Raw genomic sequence first — 17,061 nt, forward strand, 5'->3', positions numbered from 1 at the left:
CGACAACGCTCATGCTGACAAAATCGCGACTGCCAACTGCCACTGCCCACTGATTACTAATCACTGTTTCCTCTTTCTAACGTATCCATAAATCCCCAATAATCCCACGAGAAGCAACCCTAATCCGATTCCCCATTGCAGAGGAGTATTCATGGATTGCTGCGCATCGATGTACGAACTAGCGAGCACTCCTGCGCTGAAAGCAATGACTGTTCGTGTTAGCATCCCTGGTATTCCAAAAAGTAAAACTTTCAACAAACTGACATTCAAGGAAGCAAAAAGGAAATTGGAAATCGCAAAAGGAACCACTGGACTGATCCTGACAAAAAACACAAGCGACCCCTCCTTTTCCTTCCGCGCTTCTATCTCAGCTTGAAATTTGGGATTATTCTGAAAGAGTTGCTCCGTAAGCTCCATGTTAATGATTTTGCCCAGCCCATAACCGATTGCAGAGGCAAGCGAATAGCCCAAAATGAGAAAAGGGAGAGAAATCCATCCAAAAAAGAAACCCGAAGCCAAAGCGATCAGGGTGGTAGGCAACAATGCAAATCCCATTAGGAAAGCACCGATTAGGGTATAAATCAAATAATCTGAAAAATTTTCCAGGCTGTATTTTTCCAGAAAATTGTAGTTCACTGCGAAAATCGTGGAACCGATGAAGGGCATCGCACTTACCCAAAGCCATGCAAGGATGCCTATGGGATGTTTGCCATAGTAAGAGGAAATAGTTTTGAAAATACTGCCCTTTTTTGTCATCTTTGATCACCTATTGGGAAGAAGATTCTTCTCAACGCCTGCAAGTTTAGCAAGGGAAACCCGAAATCAAGCAATATGGAAAGGATTCTTTCCTAGCATTCATTACAAATAGAATAAAACCCCAAATAGATATGAAGTTTGGCACCAAAGCAATCCATGCCGGGGTTGCACCTGATCCAAGTACAGGAGCCATCATGACTCCGATTTATCAAACCTCAACTTATGTTCAGCGTTCCCCGGGTGATCACCAGGGATATGAATATTCCCGAACGCATAATCCAACTCGTACCGCACTTCAGGATAACCTTGCGGCCCTCGAAAACGGAAAACATGGAATCTGTTTTTCCTCTGGTTTGGGAGCGATCGATGCAGTTGTGAAGCTTTTCAGCCCTGGAGATGAAATCATCTCAACCAATGATTTGTATGGTGGGACTTACCGATTATTCACCAAAGTTTTCGAACGATATGGGATCAAATTCCACTTTGTTCCAATGGGTGATCCAGAATCCATCGCCAATTACATCAACGAAAACACTAAGATGATCTGGGTGGAAACTCCAACCAACCCGATGATGAATATCATTGATATCGCTGGGGTTTCAAAAGTTGCAAAAAAGCATGGAGTTCTCCTTGCTGTTGACAATACCTTTGCTTCACCATTTCTCCAAAATCCATTGGATCAAGGTGCTGATATCGTGATGCACTCCGTGACCAAGTACCTAGGGGGACATTCCGATGTGGTGATGGGAGCCTTGGTTTTGAATGACGATGAATTTGCTTCTAAATTGGTATTTATCCAAAATGCCTGCGGTGCTACACCAGGTCCTCAGGACTGTTTCTTGGTATTGAGAGGAATCAAAACCCTTCACCTAAGAATGGAGCGTCATAGCCAGAATGGTAAGACCATAGCGGCGTACCTTAAAAACCATCCGAAAGTAGCCAAGGTCTACTGGCCAGGTTTTGAAGATCATCCAAATCATGACATCGCTAAAAAGCAAATGAGAGACTTTGGAGGGATGATCTCCTTTACATTGGTAGGTAATAGACTGGAAGATGCAAAAACTGTGATGGAGAATTTTCATCTTTTTGCATTGGCAGAATCTCTGGGAGGAGTGGAGTCACTTTGTGGACATCCTGCTTCTATGACGCATGCAAGTATTCCTAGAGAAGAAAGAGAAAAAGTAGGCTTAGTAGATTCTTTGATCCGACTGAGTGTAGGAGTAGAAGATGCAGAAGATCTGAAGCAGGATTTGGCAAATGCCCTTTCGAAAATCTGATTTTAGAACATTCATTTATTTCAAAAAAACCAGCTGATGAGGCTGGTTTTTTTGAAATGTATTAAGCAATATTATTTATTTTAATTGATAAACATTTTTTGGTAGTTAAGTTTATACGGATGTTAAAAATGCAATTTCCTCCATCTAAATAATAGATAATCTGTGTCTTCCAGTTTGGTTCAGCATGATTGCAAAATCCGTTAATCCAAACTTCTTTTTCCCCTTCATCATTTAAATAGGGAACATATTGAACCGTGTAATTTTTTAATTCTCTAATCTGATACAATTCGATGAATTTCTCGGATCTGCCATAATTTTTCGAGCTTTTACTAAGTTTGCCATTATAGTTATCAATTGATTTTTTAAGCAGTTTTTCCAATAAATTGATTTCTTTTTTTGTCAGATCCACCGTCTTTGCGGACTTTGCTACTATGTTTTTTGAGGAGATTAATTCATCTATTCTTTTTTGATCTGATAAAATCACATAATCTGACTGCCCAAAACAGAAGGCAAAATTAAAAAATCCAATAATTAGGAATATGCTTTTTCTCATTATCAACTATTTGATCTTTCTTCTGATTCCATTTTATTGATTCATATAATTGTCTAAAACAGGTCAGCTTAGTTAAGTATTTTGAATTAAATAACAAACCACCTTGCTCTCCGGCTCAAAAAAAACAAAAAGATCACCATCTGCTGCAAAATTCAATTTCTCTAAATAGCGTTGAAGTCCATCATTGGAAGATTCAACGTTACTTCGCTCTGTTATTATTCCAGTAGTACTTGGAATTTGTACCACAAACCTCATGGTTCTATTGGATTTGGGACAAGAAGGGATATCTGGGAATTGAATCCATGTAGGAACTCCAGTATGTCCCATAACTGATTCCCCAAATTCATTTCCAAAGTAGTTTGATTTTTGGCCAGATATATATTTTTTCTGAAATACTATTTCTGAATCGGGTTTTAAATTTGGGAATGGACTTTCTGAGTTCTTTAGTTCCTCTAAGTTTATGACTTTTGGGTTTAGTGGGTCTGAATAATCCAGAAAAATTTTATCTAGTTCCATATATAATGGAGCAGTTAAATGTAAATCAAAAGGAAGCCATTGGAAAGCCTCATCAGAACTAGAAAGAGTTCCAATAAATTGAAATGGAGCTATGAAATCAAATTTGGGAATGTTGAAATCTGTTGGAACTTCACCACCTAAATAGCTTTGCCCATCATTCGATTCATAAAGGTTATAAACTGTATGTACTGGGACATCTTTGTAGGGTTGGCCAAGTTCTTCCTCGGTGAGTTCTCTCGCTTGCCTATCACCTTCATCCATATCAAATGCCCGGATCAATTTTCCATCCTCATATTCTAACTCTATAGCTGAAAAAATGGACAAGGCTGTTTTTTTATCTATCCCTTGGGTCTCCATGAATTTTTGATTTCTTTCATCTCCATTAAATTCAACTTCCCATCCTGCCAAATAAACTTTTTTAATATCCTTTTTTCCAAAGCAGGAATTTAAAAGTCCGATCATAATTAATAATAGTAGTGTTTTGAATGATTTCATTTTTTCGATTTAAATCTTCGATCCTTTGATTAACCAAGTGGATTTGATTGATTGTTCTTTGAGATGAAGGAATTTCTTCCGCTCCTCATCTCGGAAAAAGGCTGCTACATCTTCTTCTTTTTCAAATTCAACCAAATGGATTTCATAGGGCATTTCCATGTTCTTTTCAATAATATTATCAGGTGTTGGCCTATATCGAAGTAGGAGTTTGCCATTATATTTTGCGATCAAAGGGATGGCGACATCTTCAAATTCCAGAAAAGTTTGCTCTTGACCATCTAAGATGTAAATAAGTTGGGTGAAATAAATCATGGCTATTCGTCATTTAGGGAATCTATTCCTTGCTCTTTTAATTTTTCAAGTTGGGTTTTCATCGCTAATACCTGCTCTTGGAGATGTCCTTGCCAGCTGCCAACTTCGCCCACTACTTTGAAAGGATGAGTCGATCGATAAGATTGAGTAGGGTTTCCAGGAAATTTCTTGTCCGTAAGGTCAGGATCATTTTCAATTGGACCTGTTGGTTCAACTAAGTAAATTCTTTCTCTTCCTTCTCCAAGAGCCAGTTCAGCTCCCCAAATCGCTGCGTCAAGTGTGGCAGTAAGGAAGATATATTTGGCATTTTTTCGCTTCCCGTAGTTGGAATTATATCCCGGCTGGATTAAATCACCAATCTTCAGATCTGCTTTGGTTCCATGAAAGAATGTCTGAGCAAAAGGTTTGGGCTGCTTTGAATCCAGATCTTGAGTCATAGTTGAAAATCCTTTAGAGTTTTTTAATTGAGTTTAGAAAACTCATTGAATCCAGGAGGTAAGAAGCAGTCTCTTTTTTGGGTGAATTGCTTTGCTGTTTGCAGCAATTTTTAAAAGCTCAGGATCTTTTTCTTTTGCAAAAACCAATTGAAATAAAGCTGCTGCAGAAAGCCTGTCTTGTTCTCTTTCAACTAGCTTAAATTCATCTCCGACTATTACATTTCCTTCCTCCAGAATACTCAAATAGGTTCCTCCATATCCATGTTGGATGAATTGCTTAATCATTTGTTGGGTTCCAAACTTGTGGCCCAACTTGTAGCAAGGTTCGCGGTATTGGGAAACCTGAACCAAAGCTTCTCCCACTTGGTAGACATCTCCCAAGAAAATTGTGTTTTCATCGAGTCCAGAGACAGTCAGATTTTCCCCAAACATGCCCCAGGACCAGTCCAAATCAGGATATAAAGTTTTCCAATAGGGGTATTGCTCCGCAGAGAAAACATAGCAGGCTTTGTAATATCCCCCATGATTCAGACGATTGGAAACCTCGTCCGAAAGCACATCATTTTTGGTAAGGAAGATTGGGCTATCGATCGGTTTTTTAAAAATTCCTGTTGTTTCCTCTTTTCCATTCCACATAAAGGTGGTGGGTTTTCCAAGGTTCGTTGAGATAATATTCATACTAAAAATAGGCTTGGTTAGTTCCAAAGCTAATATATCATGTTTTTATATATTTCTTTTGAGTTTCATTTCTATGGATTCTTAGAAAGAACTGATCGTGCCTTTGGCACTCTAGATTGAAGATTGTTGACTCTTTCCCTGAATTTCGCTGCGCTGTATTCAGGGTTGGTACTTTTCATGCCTTTGGCATTGGATAGATTCTAGCAAAAATTATTTTTTGTACCCTTGACAGAGGTTAGGTTTTGATTTTTAAAATTTATAATCCTATTGCTTGAATTCGAATTATACGATCTAGTTCCATCAAAAAAATATAATATTTTCTTGCCAAGGGCAAGATAGGTGAATGCCCAGAATGCAATTCTGGGTTTATTAGTTAGTATATTTAGACGAGTGCCAAAGGCACGACCAGTACTTTAGATTCTAACTTTTCTATATTATGCCTCAATCTTTTTCAAAAGTTTATCTACACATTATTTTCTCCACCAAGTTTAGAAGACCAATCGTTACTTCCGCTTTTCAATCAATTCTTCATTCATATATTGTTTCTCTTGGTGCTAACCTTGGAACATTTACTGAAGAAATTTATGCAAATCCAGACCACATTCATTGGCTTTGCACTTTACCTAGAACTTTAACAATTGCTGAACTAATTCAGAAAGTCAAAATTTCAAGTTCTAATAAAATGGCAGAATTGGGGATTAAAGAATTTAGCTGGCAAAAGGGATATGCAGCTTTTTCAGTAAGCCAATCAAAAGTAAGTGTGGTGAAAAGATATATCCAAAATCAAGAAGAGCATCATAAAAAGTTTTCATTTCAAGAAGAATATCTAAAGTTTTTGGGAGAAAATGGATTAGAGTATGATGATAAATATGTTTGGGACTAAAAACCTTCAAACGTAGATATTCTCTACTCTTTAGCTAAAAAAAATTAAACCAAAATCTTGTCAAAAAGCTGATGGGCCTGCTTCTCTGCTTGTGAGGAAAGAAGTTTCTTTTGAGTTTTGAGCTCATTGATCCAATCAAGGTATTTTTTGGAGATTTCTTCTTTCTCAGCTACAAAATGAGTCAAAGACTGTAGGGAAAGTTGGTTGGAATACCAAGGCTTTAAGCTGTCTTTTAATTCTTTGAATTCCTGATGAATACTGGAAACAAAAATGGGATTGAAGCCTAAATGGATCAATAGGTTTTCCAACATGATGATGGTTTTTAGGGCATCAAAAATCTCTTTCAGGGCTTTGCTATCCAAACTTGCCTTGAGATCCAAATGGATAAAATCCAGCTCCTCTTTGATGATCTGGTTGACTGCTGAACTGATCGCTAAGGGTTTGATTCCTTTGCTGGCTTGAAGTGAATTTTGATAAAATTCATCCCAGGCTTTGAGTGAACTTCCGATTACCAGATCAAAAGAATCAATGTACAATTGCTTCTTTTGTTTGTCCAGGTATTGTCGGTAGGAATTAAAAGTCAGTTTGCTGGCTGTTACTTTTTCTTCTAGCGTCTTCTCCGCTAATTTAAAATGCTGGATCTTTCGCAAATTTTTCTGAAGCTTCTTGAAAGGTGCATAAATGTCGAAATTCAAGCCCTGTTGCTCAAAATGAATTTTCCCCAAGAGATTACTGTAGAGTTCCAAAAACTCCATTTTGCCTAACAACTCAACCGCTTTTTTGGATTTGATTTGTTTTCCCAATACCAAAAAAAGGGCTTTGGCATCTTGATGCTGTCGTTCAAAAACTTGAAAAACCGGAGAAACTTTGGACTGCATAGTTCAGGAGATTCTTACCAATGTGGCACCATAGCCCCATTGATCTTTCTGCGTGTCCTGAAAGTACTTAATATTTCCTAATTGACTCAAGTGACGGTGGATTTCTTTTCTCAAAACGCCATTTCCCAAACCATGAATAAAGGTGATTTCATCCATTCCGCTGGCGATAGCCTGATCCAGATTTTTTTCAAAAACCTCCAGCTGAAGCTTTAGCATGGCAGAATTACTCATTTTTTCAGGGTTCTCTGTCAGTTTTTCGATGTGTAGATCGATCGATCTTGCAGGTCTTTTGGTTTGAACTGGTTCAGGTTTGGGATTGATATTTTCAAGTTCCTGATTCAAAGCCCGGATATCCAATTCCTTTGTGGTTTGCTCCAAGGAGAATAAATATGCATTTTTTCCTAGTAAAGGAGCTTTGCTTAAGTGTTTGAAAAACTGGGTTGCTTTCATCTTCATTTGTCTTTCAAATGCAGGTAAAGCTTTCTCCAGTTTTGATTGAATTGGAATGAAACGAAGCAAAAATGCAGGCCATTCGTCCATATCCTTCAATAATCTATCATCAAATTTTCGTGATTCACCGGAACCCAATGTGCCAGCCATCAAAGTTCTGTGGTTATCTCCAAAAACTTCTGATACATGGGCTAAATAGGCTTTTTTGCTGTCATTGATGAGATAAAGGCTCAGACTTTGATCATTGATGGGGATAAAGGCAAGGTACAAGCCTTGATCTTTTGGAGCAGAGATAGCTTGGGGAATTTCATGCGCTGGAGTTTTTGATTCCCGCTCACCAAAGTATTTTTTTTCAGTTTCATGGATCACCACCACTTCATTTTTCAAAGCAGGAATGATAAACCCATCCTCTATTTCTACTTCGATTCGTCCACTGGAAGAGATTTTCCGGATGATTCCTTCCTCTTTTCCATGTAGCATTCGTACTCTATCTCCAATATTCATTAATTCAGTGCTTTTTTGTAGGTGTCCAGTGCTCGTTCTCTGGCAAACTTATGATCTACAATCGGTTTTGGATAGTTTTCAGTTCCATATTCTGGCACCCATTTTTTTATATACTTCAAATCCTTGTCAAATTTTTCGGTTTGAGAAGCTGGATTGAAGACTCTGAAGTAGGGCTGAGCGTCTGTTCCTGTTCCTGCGGCCCATTGCCAACCCCCATTATTTGCCGACAAATCAAAGTCTAAAAGTTTTTTTGCAAAATAGGCCTCTCCCCACCGCCAGTCTATCAGCAAGTGTTTGGTCAGGAAAGAAGCCACAATCATCCTGACACGGTTATGCATGTAGCCTGTGGTGTTGAGTTCGCGCATCCCCGCATCCACGATAGGATAACCCGTTTTTCCCTCACACCAAGCTTTAAATTCCTTCTCGTCGTTTCTCCAAGGAATCTGATCATAAGCAGGTTTAAAAGCTTTGTCAACAACTTGAGGATTATAGGCAAGGATCATCATATAGAACTCCCTCCAAATCAACTCATTCAAATAAGTCCCATTGAGACTGGCTGCTTTTAAAGCTAGATTCCGAATGGAAATTGTGCCAAATCTCAAGTGGATACCCAATCTACTGGTTCCGTTTTTAGCAGGGAAATTTCGTGTTTTATCGTAATGCTTGATGATTTCCTCGTCAGGATTCGACGAAGGAATCTTGATTTCAGACTCTTTGAATCCCATTTTTTCCAAAGAAATCAGCTCAAATGGCTTGCTTGGGAAAAGGTTCTTCCAATGAAAATAAGAAAGGGGTTCGATGGTGTTTTCTTTAAATTTTTCCAGCCAGACCTTACTGAATGGGGTGAAAACTTTATAAAACTCACCACTTCCATTGAGAATTTCTCCTGGCTCGAAAATGACCTGATCTTTAAAACTTAAAAAGACTGCACCTTTTTCTTTTGCCAATTTTTCGATGGCTTTATCCCTCTTTTTGGCATAGGGTTCATAATCTCGGTTGGTATAAATTGCCTGAATATTAAACTCCCTAAAAAGCTCCTCATATACCTCTTCCGGCTTCCCATACTTTACCAAAAGGGTACTTCCTTTATCTTCTAGGTCACTTTTGATTTTTTTGATCTGATCATGGATAAATTCGACTCTTGCATCAGCTTTGTCCTCTAAATCATCCAGAATGTTTCTGTCAAAAATAAATAGGGGTAGGATATTTTCTTCTTGCTGAAGAGCATAATAGAGTGCTGTATTGTCTTCCAAACGGAGGTCTCGTCGGAACCAAAAGATGGTGATTTTCTTCATGAATGTACTTTATCTAAAAAGTTTATCTTGAATAAAAATGTTTAAAGAATCTTTCTTTTCTGGGATAGTATCAGGGATTGTCTGGCGAATTCTCTCCAAAGAATCCAATCTATTTTCAAGGTTTTCAAGATTTATGGGTCGCCATTTATCGCTGTTTTCAAAATTATAACGGAGAAAATCATCCGTATCATTGATTCTAAGTCTTTCCTCTTTCTTTCGGGTTAGCTTTTTGAAAAGCTCTGAAAATGAGTTGAAAGAAACGTTTTGGGAAACCGAAACGCCATAAGTCGCCACGTTTTTAGAAAGCGAAAGGGAAGTAAAGACATTGAAGTTGTTTCTGTTGAAAATCCGGATTCTGTAAACTCCGTCTTCAGTCAAAAGATATTCTGCCTGCCAGTCACCAATGATCGAAGCTGCACTGGCATTTCCGTTATTATTTGTAAATCCGCCGTCGCGTGAAACTCTTAGCCTTCCATCAAGGAAAGTATAAGCAACGGATAGCTGGAAAGTTTCCAAGGTATTGGCATCCAAAGAAGCCAAATCCACATCAATTTCCAGATTTTTATCCACTTGTCCCAAGAATGCATTCAATTGGGAGGAGAGCAATTGACCTAGGGTGGATGAGATGTTTGCCACACCGGAGAACTGGCCTTCTGGAGAGAAGGACCTAGACATGATCACTGAGAATACCTGCCTGTTTTTCTCCTGTTCATCGTTTGCAATTCTATTTTGGAAAGCTGAAATCGTGGTTTGAATATCCCCACTGGAAGGGAATTGACTGAAATCAAACCCAAACTGGATGTTTGGTGAAAGCAAAGCACCTTCCAAGTCCATGATAACCTTGACAGGATAGCGTCTTCTGGATTGGGTATTGTCAGGATCTGTAGTTGTAGTAGCATTGAGCAAAGGCTGGATGGATACATTTTCTACATACTCTGCTGTCAGATCCATTACGCCCTCGTATGGGTTGCCATACCAAGTAATTCTTCCTCCAGGTCGGATATTGAATTGCTTTTTAACAATGTTGTAAAGGGAGAAATTATATTTTCCTTCAGTGATTTCATAGTTCCCGGTCAAGGAGAAATTTCCTTGGGTATCTATGTTCATTGTCAACACGCCACGGCCTCTTCCGGTGATTCCTTCTTCCGTTCTCGGGTCAATGATGATTTCAGCGAGGGCATCCGGAGTGATATCCAAGATGAAATTCATCCGAATATTGTCAATGTCGAGTCGATTTATTTCTTCTGTGACCTCTCGGATCCTAACCGTATCCTGAATGTTGATGATGTGAATAAAATCCTCCTGAGCGATTTGGCTGTCATCAGTAAGCGGGATAAAAATCCGGGTGTTTGGCTGACTCGTGGCTCGCGCATTGATGTCCAGATTGGTAGTACTTCCGAGGAAATCGACAGATCCACTTACATAAGCATTTCCATAAAAAGTCTCATTGTCCTTATCAGTTGTATTGAGCACTTGGAAATTATTCAGGGTAGATTTGATATTCAGGTAAAAGTTTTTGAATCCCTTGTGGTCAATGCCACCAGTAAGGTTTGCTCGTTGTCCATTCACATCCAAGAGAATCAGATCTCTAAAGCTGATCTGCTTGGGTCTGAAAGCAATATTTCCATCCAATTGGTAGCTGGTATTTAGGAAGTTGATCTTGAGTTTTCCTTGGTTGACCCGACCGGTACCGAGTACTTCTGGAGTTCGTGTAGTACCTCTGATTTGAAAATCTCCAGTCACTGACCCACCCATCTGCGAAATGTAATTGGAAAGGAAAGGTTCAAGAATCACAAGGCTGGTTTCACTCAATTTTGCATCGACATCAATGTCCTGATATTCCAGTCCAATGGTTCCTGCCATATCGATGGTTTTTTTGCCATTTCTCGTATTGCTGAGATTTAAAGAAATCCTTTCGTTGTCCAATTGGGCTGTTCCTTTCAGGTTTCCGATTGGGAAGGTATTGATCTCAAGACTGTCAATACCAATATCTCCTTGGAGTATTGGCCTGTCGTACACGTTTTCTACTGTGAGCAAACCATTGGCAGTTCCTTCGAATTGTTGTGGAACCAGCGTATTTAATAAATCTACATTTACTTCATGAAGAGCTAAAGAAAGTTGCTTGGTGGAATCTTCAGAAATTGCTCCTTCGAGTTCGATAAATTGATCCTCATTGAAGATCTTCACATTGGAGAAACTGATTTCTCCGGGGACCAAAGTGATCAGGTTTTCATCGTCAAACTTCCAAACCCGATTCAGGACTTTTAAGGAAGACGGCTCAAAGGCAATTTTGGTATTTTGGGAGGTAAACTGAGCATTGGCATTGACTCTCGCAGCACTTTGAGTGGAATCCTGATCCAAGGTAAAATCCAAAGCAACCTTATTCTGATCCCAGATTGCCTCTAAGCCAAGATTAGAAAACTCCAATGCCTTTCCGAGGTTTTGGGCTTTGGAGAAAATATAGAAAGAAGCCAATATCTCTTCGCTATTGATGATTTTGGAGGTGTTAAAGTCAATGTTAGTAGCATAAGCAGTTTTTCCCTGATAGCTGATTGTATCAATGCTGGTGAAAAAGTTGAAAATTGTGTTTTCAGGGGTTTGATAAAAAGCGCCCTCCAAAATGGTGTTTTTGGAAATACTCAGGTCGGGTTCAAAGAGTTGAACAATCGGATTCACATTAAACATACGGATGTTCAAATCCAGATTATAGGTTTCTGCAAACACTGTTTCAAGGTCTGCTTCAGGCTGTGGTTCGTTTAGGATAATGGCAATGTATTGATCCAAAAGAATATCCAAATCTTTTGAAATCTGTTCCAGATTAAACTGTCCGGAAGCTGCTGCAACCAGATAATCGGAGTTGATGGACATGGTTCGCGTGCCTCCTGCGAAAAGCGACTGGAAATTGAAATCTCCAAGTTCCAGATATCGGTCCTCAAACCCGATTCCCATGTCGGTGAATCTGGCGATTCCTTGGATATCATCGATGTTGATTCCTTTGGTGTCTATATTCAAATGACCTTTGAGAAAGTTCAACTTATCGGTCAAATTGATAGCTTGTAAAAATGCTGTATCCAAATCAATCTGCATTCTCACCGAATCCACTGATTCATTCAAATTCAGCAATCCTGTTGCCTGCATTTTCAGGTTGGGATCGTCAATATCCAGATTACCCTTAAATAGATTCAGGCCGTAAGTTGCATCTGTGTTAATGTTTGTATAACTGTAATTTCTAAATCCTACTTTATCGATTGTAGCATCTAGTCCTATCAAGATATTTTCCCGTGAATTCCCTTTCAAAGTCACGTTTCCGTCTAGACTAACCTTCTGAAATTGTTCCCTGTCTTCAGCCAAAATTCCCAAATCCAGATTATTCACAGTCACTCTGGAAACCACAGATGGCATTCCGTCCACTATATCAAAATTGATTCGGCCTTTGATATCTCCAATGCTGGTCTTGAAATCTCCCGAGGTATTAAACCGGCGGAGGTATCCTGCAAAATCTGCATCAAAACGGATGGTGTTGAATTTGAAAATCTGTTTTTCTACATCTGGATTCAGGTAAGGAGCAAGATCTTTTGCTAAAATCGTTGAGTTTTTGAGAGATAAATTGATGTAAGTATCTTCGATCTCAGGGAGTCCTTCCAGCTCAAATGCACCAAAAAGCGCAGTTTTTTCTCCCAATCGGATCAGAAATTCATCTGATTTCAGATCGGAGACAGTACCACTAACTTCCCCACTTAAGTAAATTTCATCTTCAATTTCTGGAAGGTCAGGAGCGAATTTTCGAAGGTCTGCCAGATGTAATTTTGACTCATCCATTCGGGAAGTGATTTTCACATCTGTCACAAAATTGGAAAGAGCAGAATCCGAAAGCATATCAAACCTCAGGAAGTTTTTGACATGGGTTTTGTCAGATTTCAAACTCAAATCCGCAAACTCCATGAAGTCTGGAGAATATTTAAAATCTGTGATTAGTTCTTTGATTTCCAGCCCTGATGTTGCTTCAATTCCAGTGATCATTTGTATGTCCACTCCAATTTCTGCCCCTTCCACATAGAAATCCTGAGCGTTGCAAAACACCTGTTCGAATCTTAGGTGGTTATAATCAAAGCCTTGATCAAATAATTCATAGGAGAAATTTTCTATGTAAACCGTACCTTCTCTGATCTGAACTTTGTCTATGCCGAATTTTGCACTGCCACCAGAACTGCTTCCGGAACCAAAAACATCTGATAATTGTATCAACCACAGATTAATGTTCAGGATACTATCCCCGGCATGGTTGATCAGGTGTAAGTCGGGCTTACTCAACCGTACTTCTTGAAGGGAAGGATCACCCAAAGAAAGGATGGCTTGCAGGTCAAAATCTACATCGATTTGTTTGGCACCAATCATCAAACTATCCTGATGATCATAGACGGTCACATCTTGAAGCTTTACTGCATCCCACCAAGTGAGGTAAATTTTACCGATGTCAGTTTTAAAATCTGTTCTTTCGTTGACGTAGTTAGAAACAAGGCCAACAGCCCAGTTTTGGACAAAAGTCAACTGAAGACAAAGTGCAATGAAAATGAGGAGAAAGAGTATGGAAACAACCAACCAAAGGATAATCCGAAACGCTTTGTGCAAAAAATCCGTAACTTTCGCGTTCTTTTCCAATGGGTACCAACGATAACTTTATTCTAGCAATTGAATCCTCGTGTGACGAGACTTCTGCCTCTATTATAGTAGACGGCAAAGTACTTAATAATATTGTCGCCACACAATCCGTGCACGAAAAATATGGGGGTGTGGTTCCCGAATTAGCATCACGTGCACACCAAGAAAATCTAATCCCAGTTGTTCAGGAAGCGGTTTTATCAGCTGGCATTACCGTAGATCAACTGGCTGCAGTAGCTTTTACTAGGGGTCCTGGATTGATGGGGTCGCTATTGGTAGGAGTGAGCTTCGCAAAAGCATTGGCTTTCGCCAGAAAAATACCCTTGATTGAGGTGAACCACATGCAAGCGCATATCTTGGCTCATTTTATTGATGATCCAAAACCTTCCTTTCCCTTTATATGTCTTACTGTCAGTGGAGGACACACTCAACTTGTCTTGGTTAAAGGTTATTTGGAAATGGAAGTGATCGGTGAGACCCAAGATGATGCAGTAGGAGAGGCTTTTGACAAGACTGCAAAGCTTTTAGGTTTGCCGTATCCTGGAGGGCCGTTGATTGATAAATACGCGAAAGAAGGAAATCCAAAGGCATTTAAGTTTCCGGTAACCCGGATGCCTGGTTTGAATTATTCTTTCAGTGGGATAAAAACTGCAGTCTTATATTTCTTGCGGGATCAGCTTCAGGAAAATCCAAAATTCATTGAGGAGAACTTAGCTGATCTCTGTGCCAGCATCCAATTTACTTTAATTGAGATGTTGCAGATCAAATTGAAAGAGGCGGTGAAGCAATACGGGGTGAAGGAAATCGCGATTGCTGGTGGTGTTTCTGCTAATTCCGGCTTGAGAAATACACTTCAAGAATTGGCAGAGAAAAAAGGATGGAAACTGTACATTCCAAAATTTGAATATTGTACAGACAATGCGGCGATGATTGCCATGGCTGCATATTACAAGTTTCTGGCGAAGGATTTTTCATCGTATGATGTAACTCCGCTGGCAAAAATGAAAATCTGATATGGCTAAGGCTAGTAAATTCGATAAAATAATCAACATCAAAAATAAGAAAGCGAGCTTTCAATTTGAGTTTATTGATACCTATGTATGTGGGATGGTTTTGAAAGGAACCGAGATAAAATCAATTCGGGAAGGCAAAGTTTCTTTAACAGAGTCTTTCTGTATTTTTTTACGTGGAGAGCTTTATGTGCGTCAAATGCACATCGCTCCTTATAGCATGGCGGCTAGCTATAACCATGAAGCAGTGAGGGATAGAAAGCTCTTGCTCAGTAAGAAAGAACTAGAAAAATTAGAAACTAAGTCGGATGAAAAGGGGCTGTCTATCATTCCTGTTCGTATATTTATAAACGACCGAGGTCTAGCCAAGATGGAAATAGCCTTGGGTCGAGGCAAAAAGCTTCACGACAAAAGAAACGACCTGAAAGAAAAAGATGCGAAAAGAGAACTCCAGCGAATGGCCATTGACTGATGTCTTTGGGATATGCCGCCAGACAATTTTACCGCTCTACAAAAAACCAACTTTTGATTCTGCTTTAGTTTCCCAACTACTTTTCGGGGAATGCTATCAGGTGCAAGCCATCACTTCTGACCAGAATTGGTACAAGATTTTTCATGAAGACACCTCCTTAACCGGTTGGATTTCATCCAAATCCATCAAAACAATCACCCCTGTTGATTATGCAAGCTATATAGGTCAGGATTTTCAGGTTGTCACCAGTCCGATAGCTGTCATTGAATACTTGGGTACTAACCTCTACTTACTTCCCGGAAGCAGACTGCATTTTTCAGAAATGGAGCTATTTAACTGGCAGGATCATATAGGGTTTACAGGAACTTCCCGTAGTCATGCGCTAAAAGCAACCCGCGAAGAATTGATTGACATTGCATTAAAATATATCAATGCCCCATATCAAGCAGGAGGAAGAAGTATTTTTGGATTGGACGAAATCAAATGCTTCGAATTGATTTATGCTGCAGCGGGCTATGATTGGAAAGCTGGAAAATTGCCAGGAAAAATGATCGATCCGGCACACATAATCCCGGGAGATTTGCTTATTTTCAGAGATATAGAAAGAAATATTTCACAATTGTCGATGTATTTGGGAGCGGAAGAGGTGTTGTGGATGGACGAAAAAATGAAAGTCTCAGACATTGATGAGTGGGAAACTCTGCAAAAAAACAAATCCAGTAAACAGTATGTTTTGGAAGGCAGATCAATTTTAATTTAGCATGGAAAAAAGAGTATTGGTTTTGAATTTAGATCACTCACCTGTCGCGGTGGTTCCTGTTCAAAAAGCTATTGTCCTATTACTATTGGACAAGGCCAATATTCTTTCTACCTATGAGCTTCTAAAGATTCGGACGGTTAGTCGGAGTTTTGAATACCCGGCTGTGATTCGCTTGGTTTCCTATAAAAACATTCCCTATCGAGGGGTTTTACTGAATCGTTCCAATCTATTTAAGAGAGATAACGGCGAGTGCCAATATTGTGGAAGTAAGAAACATCTCACGATTGATCATGTGATCCCTCGATCAAAAGGAGGGAAAACCAACTGGATGAATTTAGTCACAGCTTGTCATCGATGTAATGTCAACAAAGGAGATAAGTCTCCCGAGCAAGCAGGCTTAACTTTAAGAACTGCTCCTTTTAGGCCTACGCTTTCTTATTTCTTATCTGAATACGCAGATAGAAATGCTGCTGAATGGCTACCATTTTTGGAAAGTAAAGTTGTCCAATAACATTCTTGTGCCAAGAAGTCACGTTAGTTGACAATTCAAAAGCTTGAATAAGCTTTGTTTAGGATTTTTTTGGCAGAATAATTGCCGCTGACCAGTCATGAATTTATCATTTATATCCACCCTGTTTTTAGCTTTGGTGCTTGGCTTTAGCCAAATCCAATTTCAGGAACTGATAGGAAGCTGGCAATTAGTTGATTTTGATGGGATCAAAAAGATCAAGACCTCTCCAGAATATTTAAGTTCCAGTAAGGCTTTCAGAGCAGATTTGGAAGCGAAGATTAATTATAGATTGGAAAATACAGTCTATAAATTCATTCCTGGTGACAGTCTGACCTACACTGATTATGTCAATAAAGAGATTGTTTTGCGCAAAGCGAAGATCGAATTAAGCGAGGACAATGTTTTGACTATTCAAGAAGGTAAAAATGTAAAACAGGCAAAAATCATATCCTTTGATGGGAATAATCTAGTCATTGAGCCTATCGGCAAAGATGGAAAAAGTGGAGGGAAGTTGTTTTTTGAACGGATCGTCGAAAAGAAAGAAGAGAAGTAAAATCCCCTTAGAATAAATTAAAAGCATATCTGAGCAATCGGATATGCTTTTTTTATTTCGTG

Annotated in this window: 17 protein-coding genes; 7 read left to right on the forward strand and 10 right to left on the reverse strand. The window is 39.2% G+C overall.

The window, feature by feature from the left end; genetic code table 11:
* Positions 1-60: 60 nt before the first annotated feature.
* Positions 61-756 (reverse strand): TVP38/TMEM64 family protein, encoded by a 696-nt coding sequence (locus tag J0A69_RS08040; RefSeq protein ID WP_206586048.1) that lies wholly within the window; start codon positions 754-756, stop codon positions 61-63.
* Positions 757-887: 131 nt separating this feature from the next.
* On the opposite strand from J0A69_RS08040, the gene J0A69_RS08045 reads away from it, so the two are divergent.
* Positions 888-2,033: a cystathionine gamma-synthase gene (locus J0A69_RS08045; protein WP_206586049.1), complete on the forward strand. Its 1,146-nt coding sequence runs from the start codon at positions 888-890 to the stop codon at positions 2,031-2,033.
* Positions 2,034-2,094: 61 nt separating this feature from the next.
* Here J0A69_RS08045 and J0A69_RS08050 read toward each other — a convergent pair whose 3' ends face one another.
* The 5 genes from J0A69_RS08050 to J0A69_RS08070 all read right to left on the reverse strand — a co-directional run bounded on the left by J0A69_RS08050 (position 2,095) and on the right by J0A69_RS08070 (position 5,024).
* Positions 2,095-2,592 carry a hypothetical protein gene (locus J0A69_RS08050; protein WP_206586050.1) on the reverse strand — a complete coding sequence of 166 codons (498 nt, stop codon included), beginning with the start codon at positions 2,590-2,592 and terminating at the stop codon, positions 2,095-2,097.
* Between the two features lie 66 nt (positions 2,593-2,658).
* Positions 2,659-3,597, reverse strand: coding sequence for a hypothetical protein (locus J0A69_RS08055; protein WP_206586051.1), 939 nt, complete (start codon positions 3,595-3,597; stop codon positions 2,659-2,661).
* Between the two features lie 9 nt (positions 3,598-3,606).
* Positions 3,607-3,909 (reverse strand): DUF1330 domain-containing protein, encoded by a 303-nt coding sequence (locus J0A69_RS08060; protein WP_206586052.1) that lies wholly within the window; start codon positions 3,907-3,909, stop codon positions 3,607-3,609.
* Positions 3,910-3,911: 2 nt separating this feature from the next.
* Complete coding sequence (gene arr, locus J0A69_RS08065) at positions 3,912-4,346, reverse strand: NAD(+)--rifampin ADP-ribosyltransferase (RefSeq protein ID WP_206586053.1); 435 nt, start codon at positions 4,344-4,346, stop codon at positions 3,912-3,914.
* A gap of 42 nt (positions 4,347-4,388) precedes the next feature.
* Positions 4,389-5,024: an MOSC domain-containing protein gene (locus J0A69_RS08070; protein ID WP_206586054.1), complete on the reverse strand. Its 636-nt coding sequence runs from the start codon at positions 5,022-5,024 to the stop codon at positions 4,389-4,391.
* Positions 5,025-5,460: 436 nt separating this feature from the next.
* On the opposite strand from J0A69_RS08070, the gene tnpA reads away from it, so the two are divergent.
* Positions 5,461-5,907 (forward strand): IS200/IS605 family transposase, encoded by a 447-nt coding sequence (gene tnpA / locus J0A69_RS08075; protein WP_206586055.1) that lies wholly within the window; start codon positions 5,461-5,463, stop codon positions 5,905-5,907.
* 44 nt (positions 5,908-5,951) lie between these two features.
* Here the strand turns inward: tnpA and J0A69_RS08080 are convergent, their stop codons facing one another.
* Genes J0A69_RS08080 through J0A69_RS08095 form a run of 4 tightly spaced genes read right to left on the reverse strand, consistent with a single transcriptional unit; the run spans position 5,952 to position 13,663 of the window.
* Positions 5,952-6,785, reverse strand: a complete 834-nt coding sequence (locus J0A69_RS08080) for a hypothetical protein (protein ID WP_206586056.1) — start codon at positions 6,783-6,785, stop codon at positions 5,952-5,954.
* 3 nt (positions 6,786-6,788) lie between these two features.
* Entirely contained in the window at positions 6,789-7,739 is a 951-nt protein-coding gene (locus tag J0A69_RS08085; RefSeq protein ID WP_206586057.1) for a Smr/MutS family protein, read from the reverse strand.
* A complete protein-coding gene (locus J0A69_RS08090) occupies positions 7,739-9,034 on the reverse strand; it encodes a cryptochrome/photolyase family protein (protein WP_206586058.1) in 1,296 nt (431 codons plus the stop codon). Before J0A69_RS08090 ends, J0A69_RS08085 begins: the two co-directional genes overlap by 1 nt.
* Before the next feature lie 9 nt (positions 9,035-9,043).
* Positions 9,044-13,663, reverse strand: coding sequence for a translocation/assembly module TamB domain-containing protein (locus tag J0A69_RS08095; RefSeq protein WP_236032742.1), 4,620 nt, complete (start codon positions 13,661-13,663; stop codon positions 9,044-9,046).
* A 29-nt stretch (positions 13,664-13,692) separates the two neighbouring features.
* Between J0A69_RS08095 and tsaD the strand changes: the two genes are divergently transcribed.
* From tsaD to J0A69_RS08120, 5 genes are all read left to right on the forward strand, one after another.
* The gene (gene tsaD / locus J0A69_RS08100) at positions 13,693-14,706 is read left to right on the forward strand and encodes a tRNA (adenosine(37)-N6)-threonylcarbamoyltransferase complex transferase subunit TsaD (protein WP_206586059.1); all 1,014 of its coding nucleotides are present in this window, start codon (positions 13,693-13,695) and stop codon (positions 14,704-14,706) included.
* Between the two features lies 1 nt (position 14,707).
* Positions 14,708-15,175, forward strand: a complete 468-nt coding sequence (smpB, locus tag J0A69_RS08105; protein ID WP_206586060.1) for an SsrA-binding protein — start codon at positions 14,708-14,710, stop codon at positions 15,173-15,175.
* Positions 15,138-15,935: an SH3 domain-containing protein gene (locus tag J0A69_RS08110; RefSeq protein WP_206586061.1), complete on the forward strand. Its 798-nt coding sequence runs from the start codon at positions 15,138-15,140 to the stop codon at positions 15,933-15,935. Before smpB ends, J0A69_RS08110 begins: the two co-directional genes overlap by 38 nt.
* A gap of 1 nt (position 15,936) precedes the next feature.
* The gene (locus tag J0A69_RS08115) at positions 15,937-16,446 is read left to right on the forward strand and encodes an HNH endonuclease (RefSeq protein ID WP_206586062.1); all 510 of its coding nucleotides are present in this window, start codon (positions 15,937-15,939) and stop codon (positions 16,444-16,446) included.
* A 97-nt stretch (positions 16,447-16,543) separates the two neighbouring features.
* Positions 16,544-16,999, forward strand: coding sequence for a lipocalin-like domain-containing protein (locus J0A69_RS08120; protein WP_206586063.1), 456 nt, complete (start codon positions 16,544-16,546; stop codon positions 16,997-16,999).
* Positions 17,000-17,061 lie beyond the last annotated feature (62 nt).

Origin of the sequence: Algoriphagus pacificus (assembly GCF_017254845.1) — a bacterium.
GTDB lineage: Bacteria > Bacteroidota > Bacteroidia > Cytophagales > Cyclobacteriaceae > Algoriphagus > Algoriphagus pacificus.

Coding starts and splice junctions, on each gene's coding strand:
- J0A69_RS08120 (WP_206586063.1), top strand. CDS start 16,544: ATGAATTTATCATTTATATCCACCCTGTTTTTAGCTTTGGTGCTTGGC.
- J0A69_RS08045 (WP_206586049.1), top strand. CDS start 888: ATGAAGTTTGGCACCAAAGCAATCCATGCCGGGGTTGCACCTGATCCA.
- J0A69_RS08090 (WP_206586058.1), bottom strand. CDS start 9,034: ATGAAGAAAATCACCATCTTTTGGTTCCGACGAGACCTCCGTTTGGAA.
- arr (WP_206586053.1), bottom strand. CDS start 4,346: ATGACTCAAGATCTGGATTCAAAGCAGCCCAAACCTTTTGCTCAGACA.
- J0A69_RS08085 (WP_206586057.1), bottom strand. CDS start 7,739: ATGAATATTGGAGATAGAGTACGAATGCTACATGGAAAAGAGGAAGGA.
- J0A69_RS08080 (WP_206586056.1), bottom strand. CDS start 6,785: ATGCAGTCCAAAGTTTCTCCGGTTTTTCAAGTTTTTGAACGACAGCAT.
- J0A69_RS08060 (WP_206586052.1), bottom strand. CDS start 3,909: ATGATTTATTTCACCCAACTTATTTACATCTTAGATGGTCAAGAGCAA.
- J0A69_RS08070 (WP_206586054.1), bottom strand. CDS start 5,024: ATGAATATTATCTCAACGAACCTTGGAAAACCCACCACCTTTATGTGG.
- J0A69_RS08040 (WP_206586048.1), bottom strand. CDS start 756: ATGACAAAAAAGGGCAGTATTTTCAAAACTATTTCCTCTTACTATGGC.
- J0A69_RS08110 (WP_206586061.1), top strand. CDS start 15,138: ATGCGAAAAGAGAACTCCAGCGAATGGCCATTGACTGATGTCTTTGGG.
- smpB (WP_206586060.1), top strand. CDS start 14,708: ATGGCTAAGGCTAGTAAATTCGATAAAATAATCAACATCAAAAATAAG.
- J0A69_RS08115 (WP_206586062.1), top strand. CDS start 15,937: ATGGAAAAAAGAGTATTGGTTTTGAATTTAGATCACTCACCTGTCGCG.
- J0A69_RS08055 (WP_206586051.1), bottom strand. CDS start 3,597: ATGAAATCATTCAAAACACTACTATTATTAATTATGATCGGACTTTTA.
- tnpA (WP_206586055.1), top strand. CDS start 5,461: ATGCCTCAATCTTTTTCAAAAGTTTATCTACACATTATTTTCTCCACC.
- tsaD (WP_206586059.1), top strand. CDS start 13,693: ATGGGTACCAACGATAACTTTATTCTAGCAATTGAATCCTCGTGTGAC.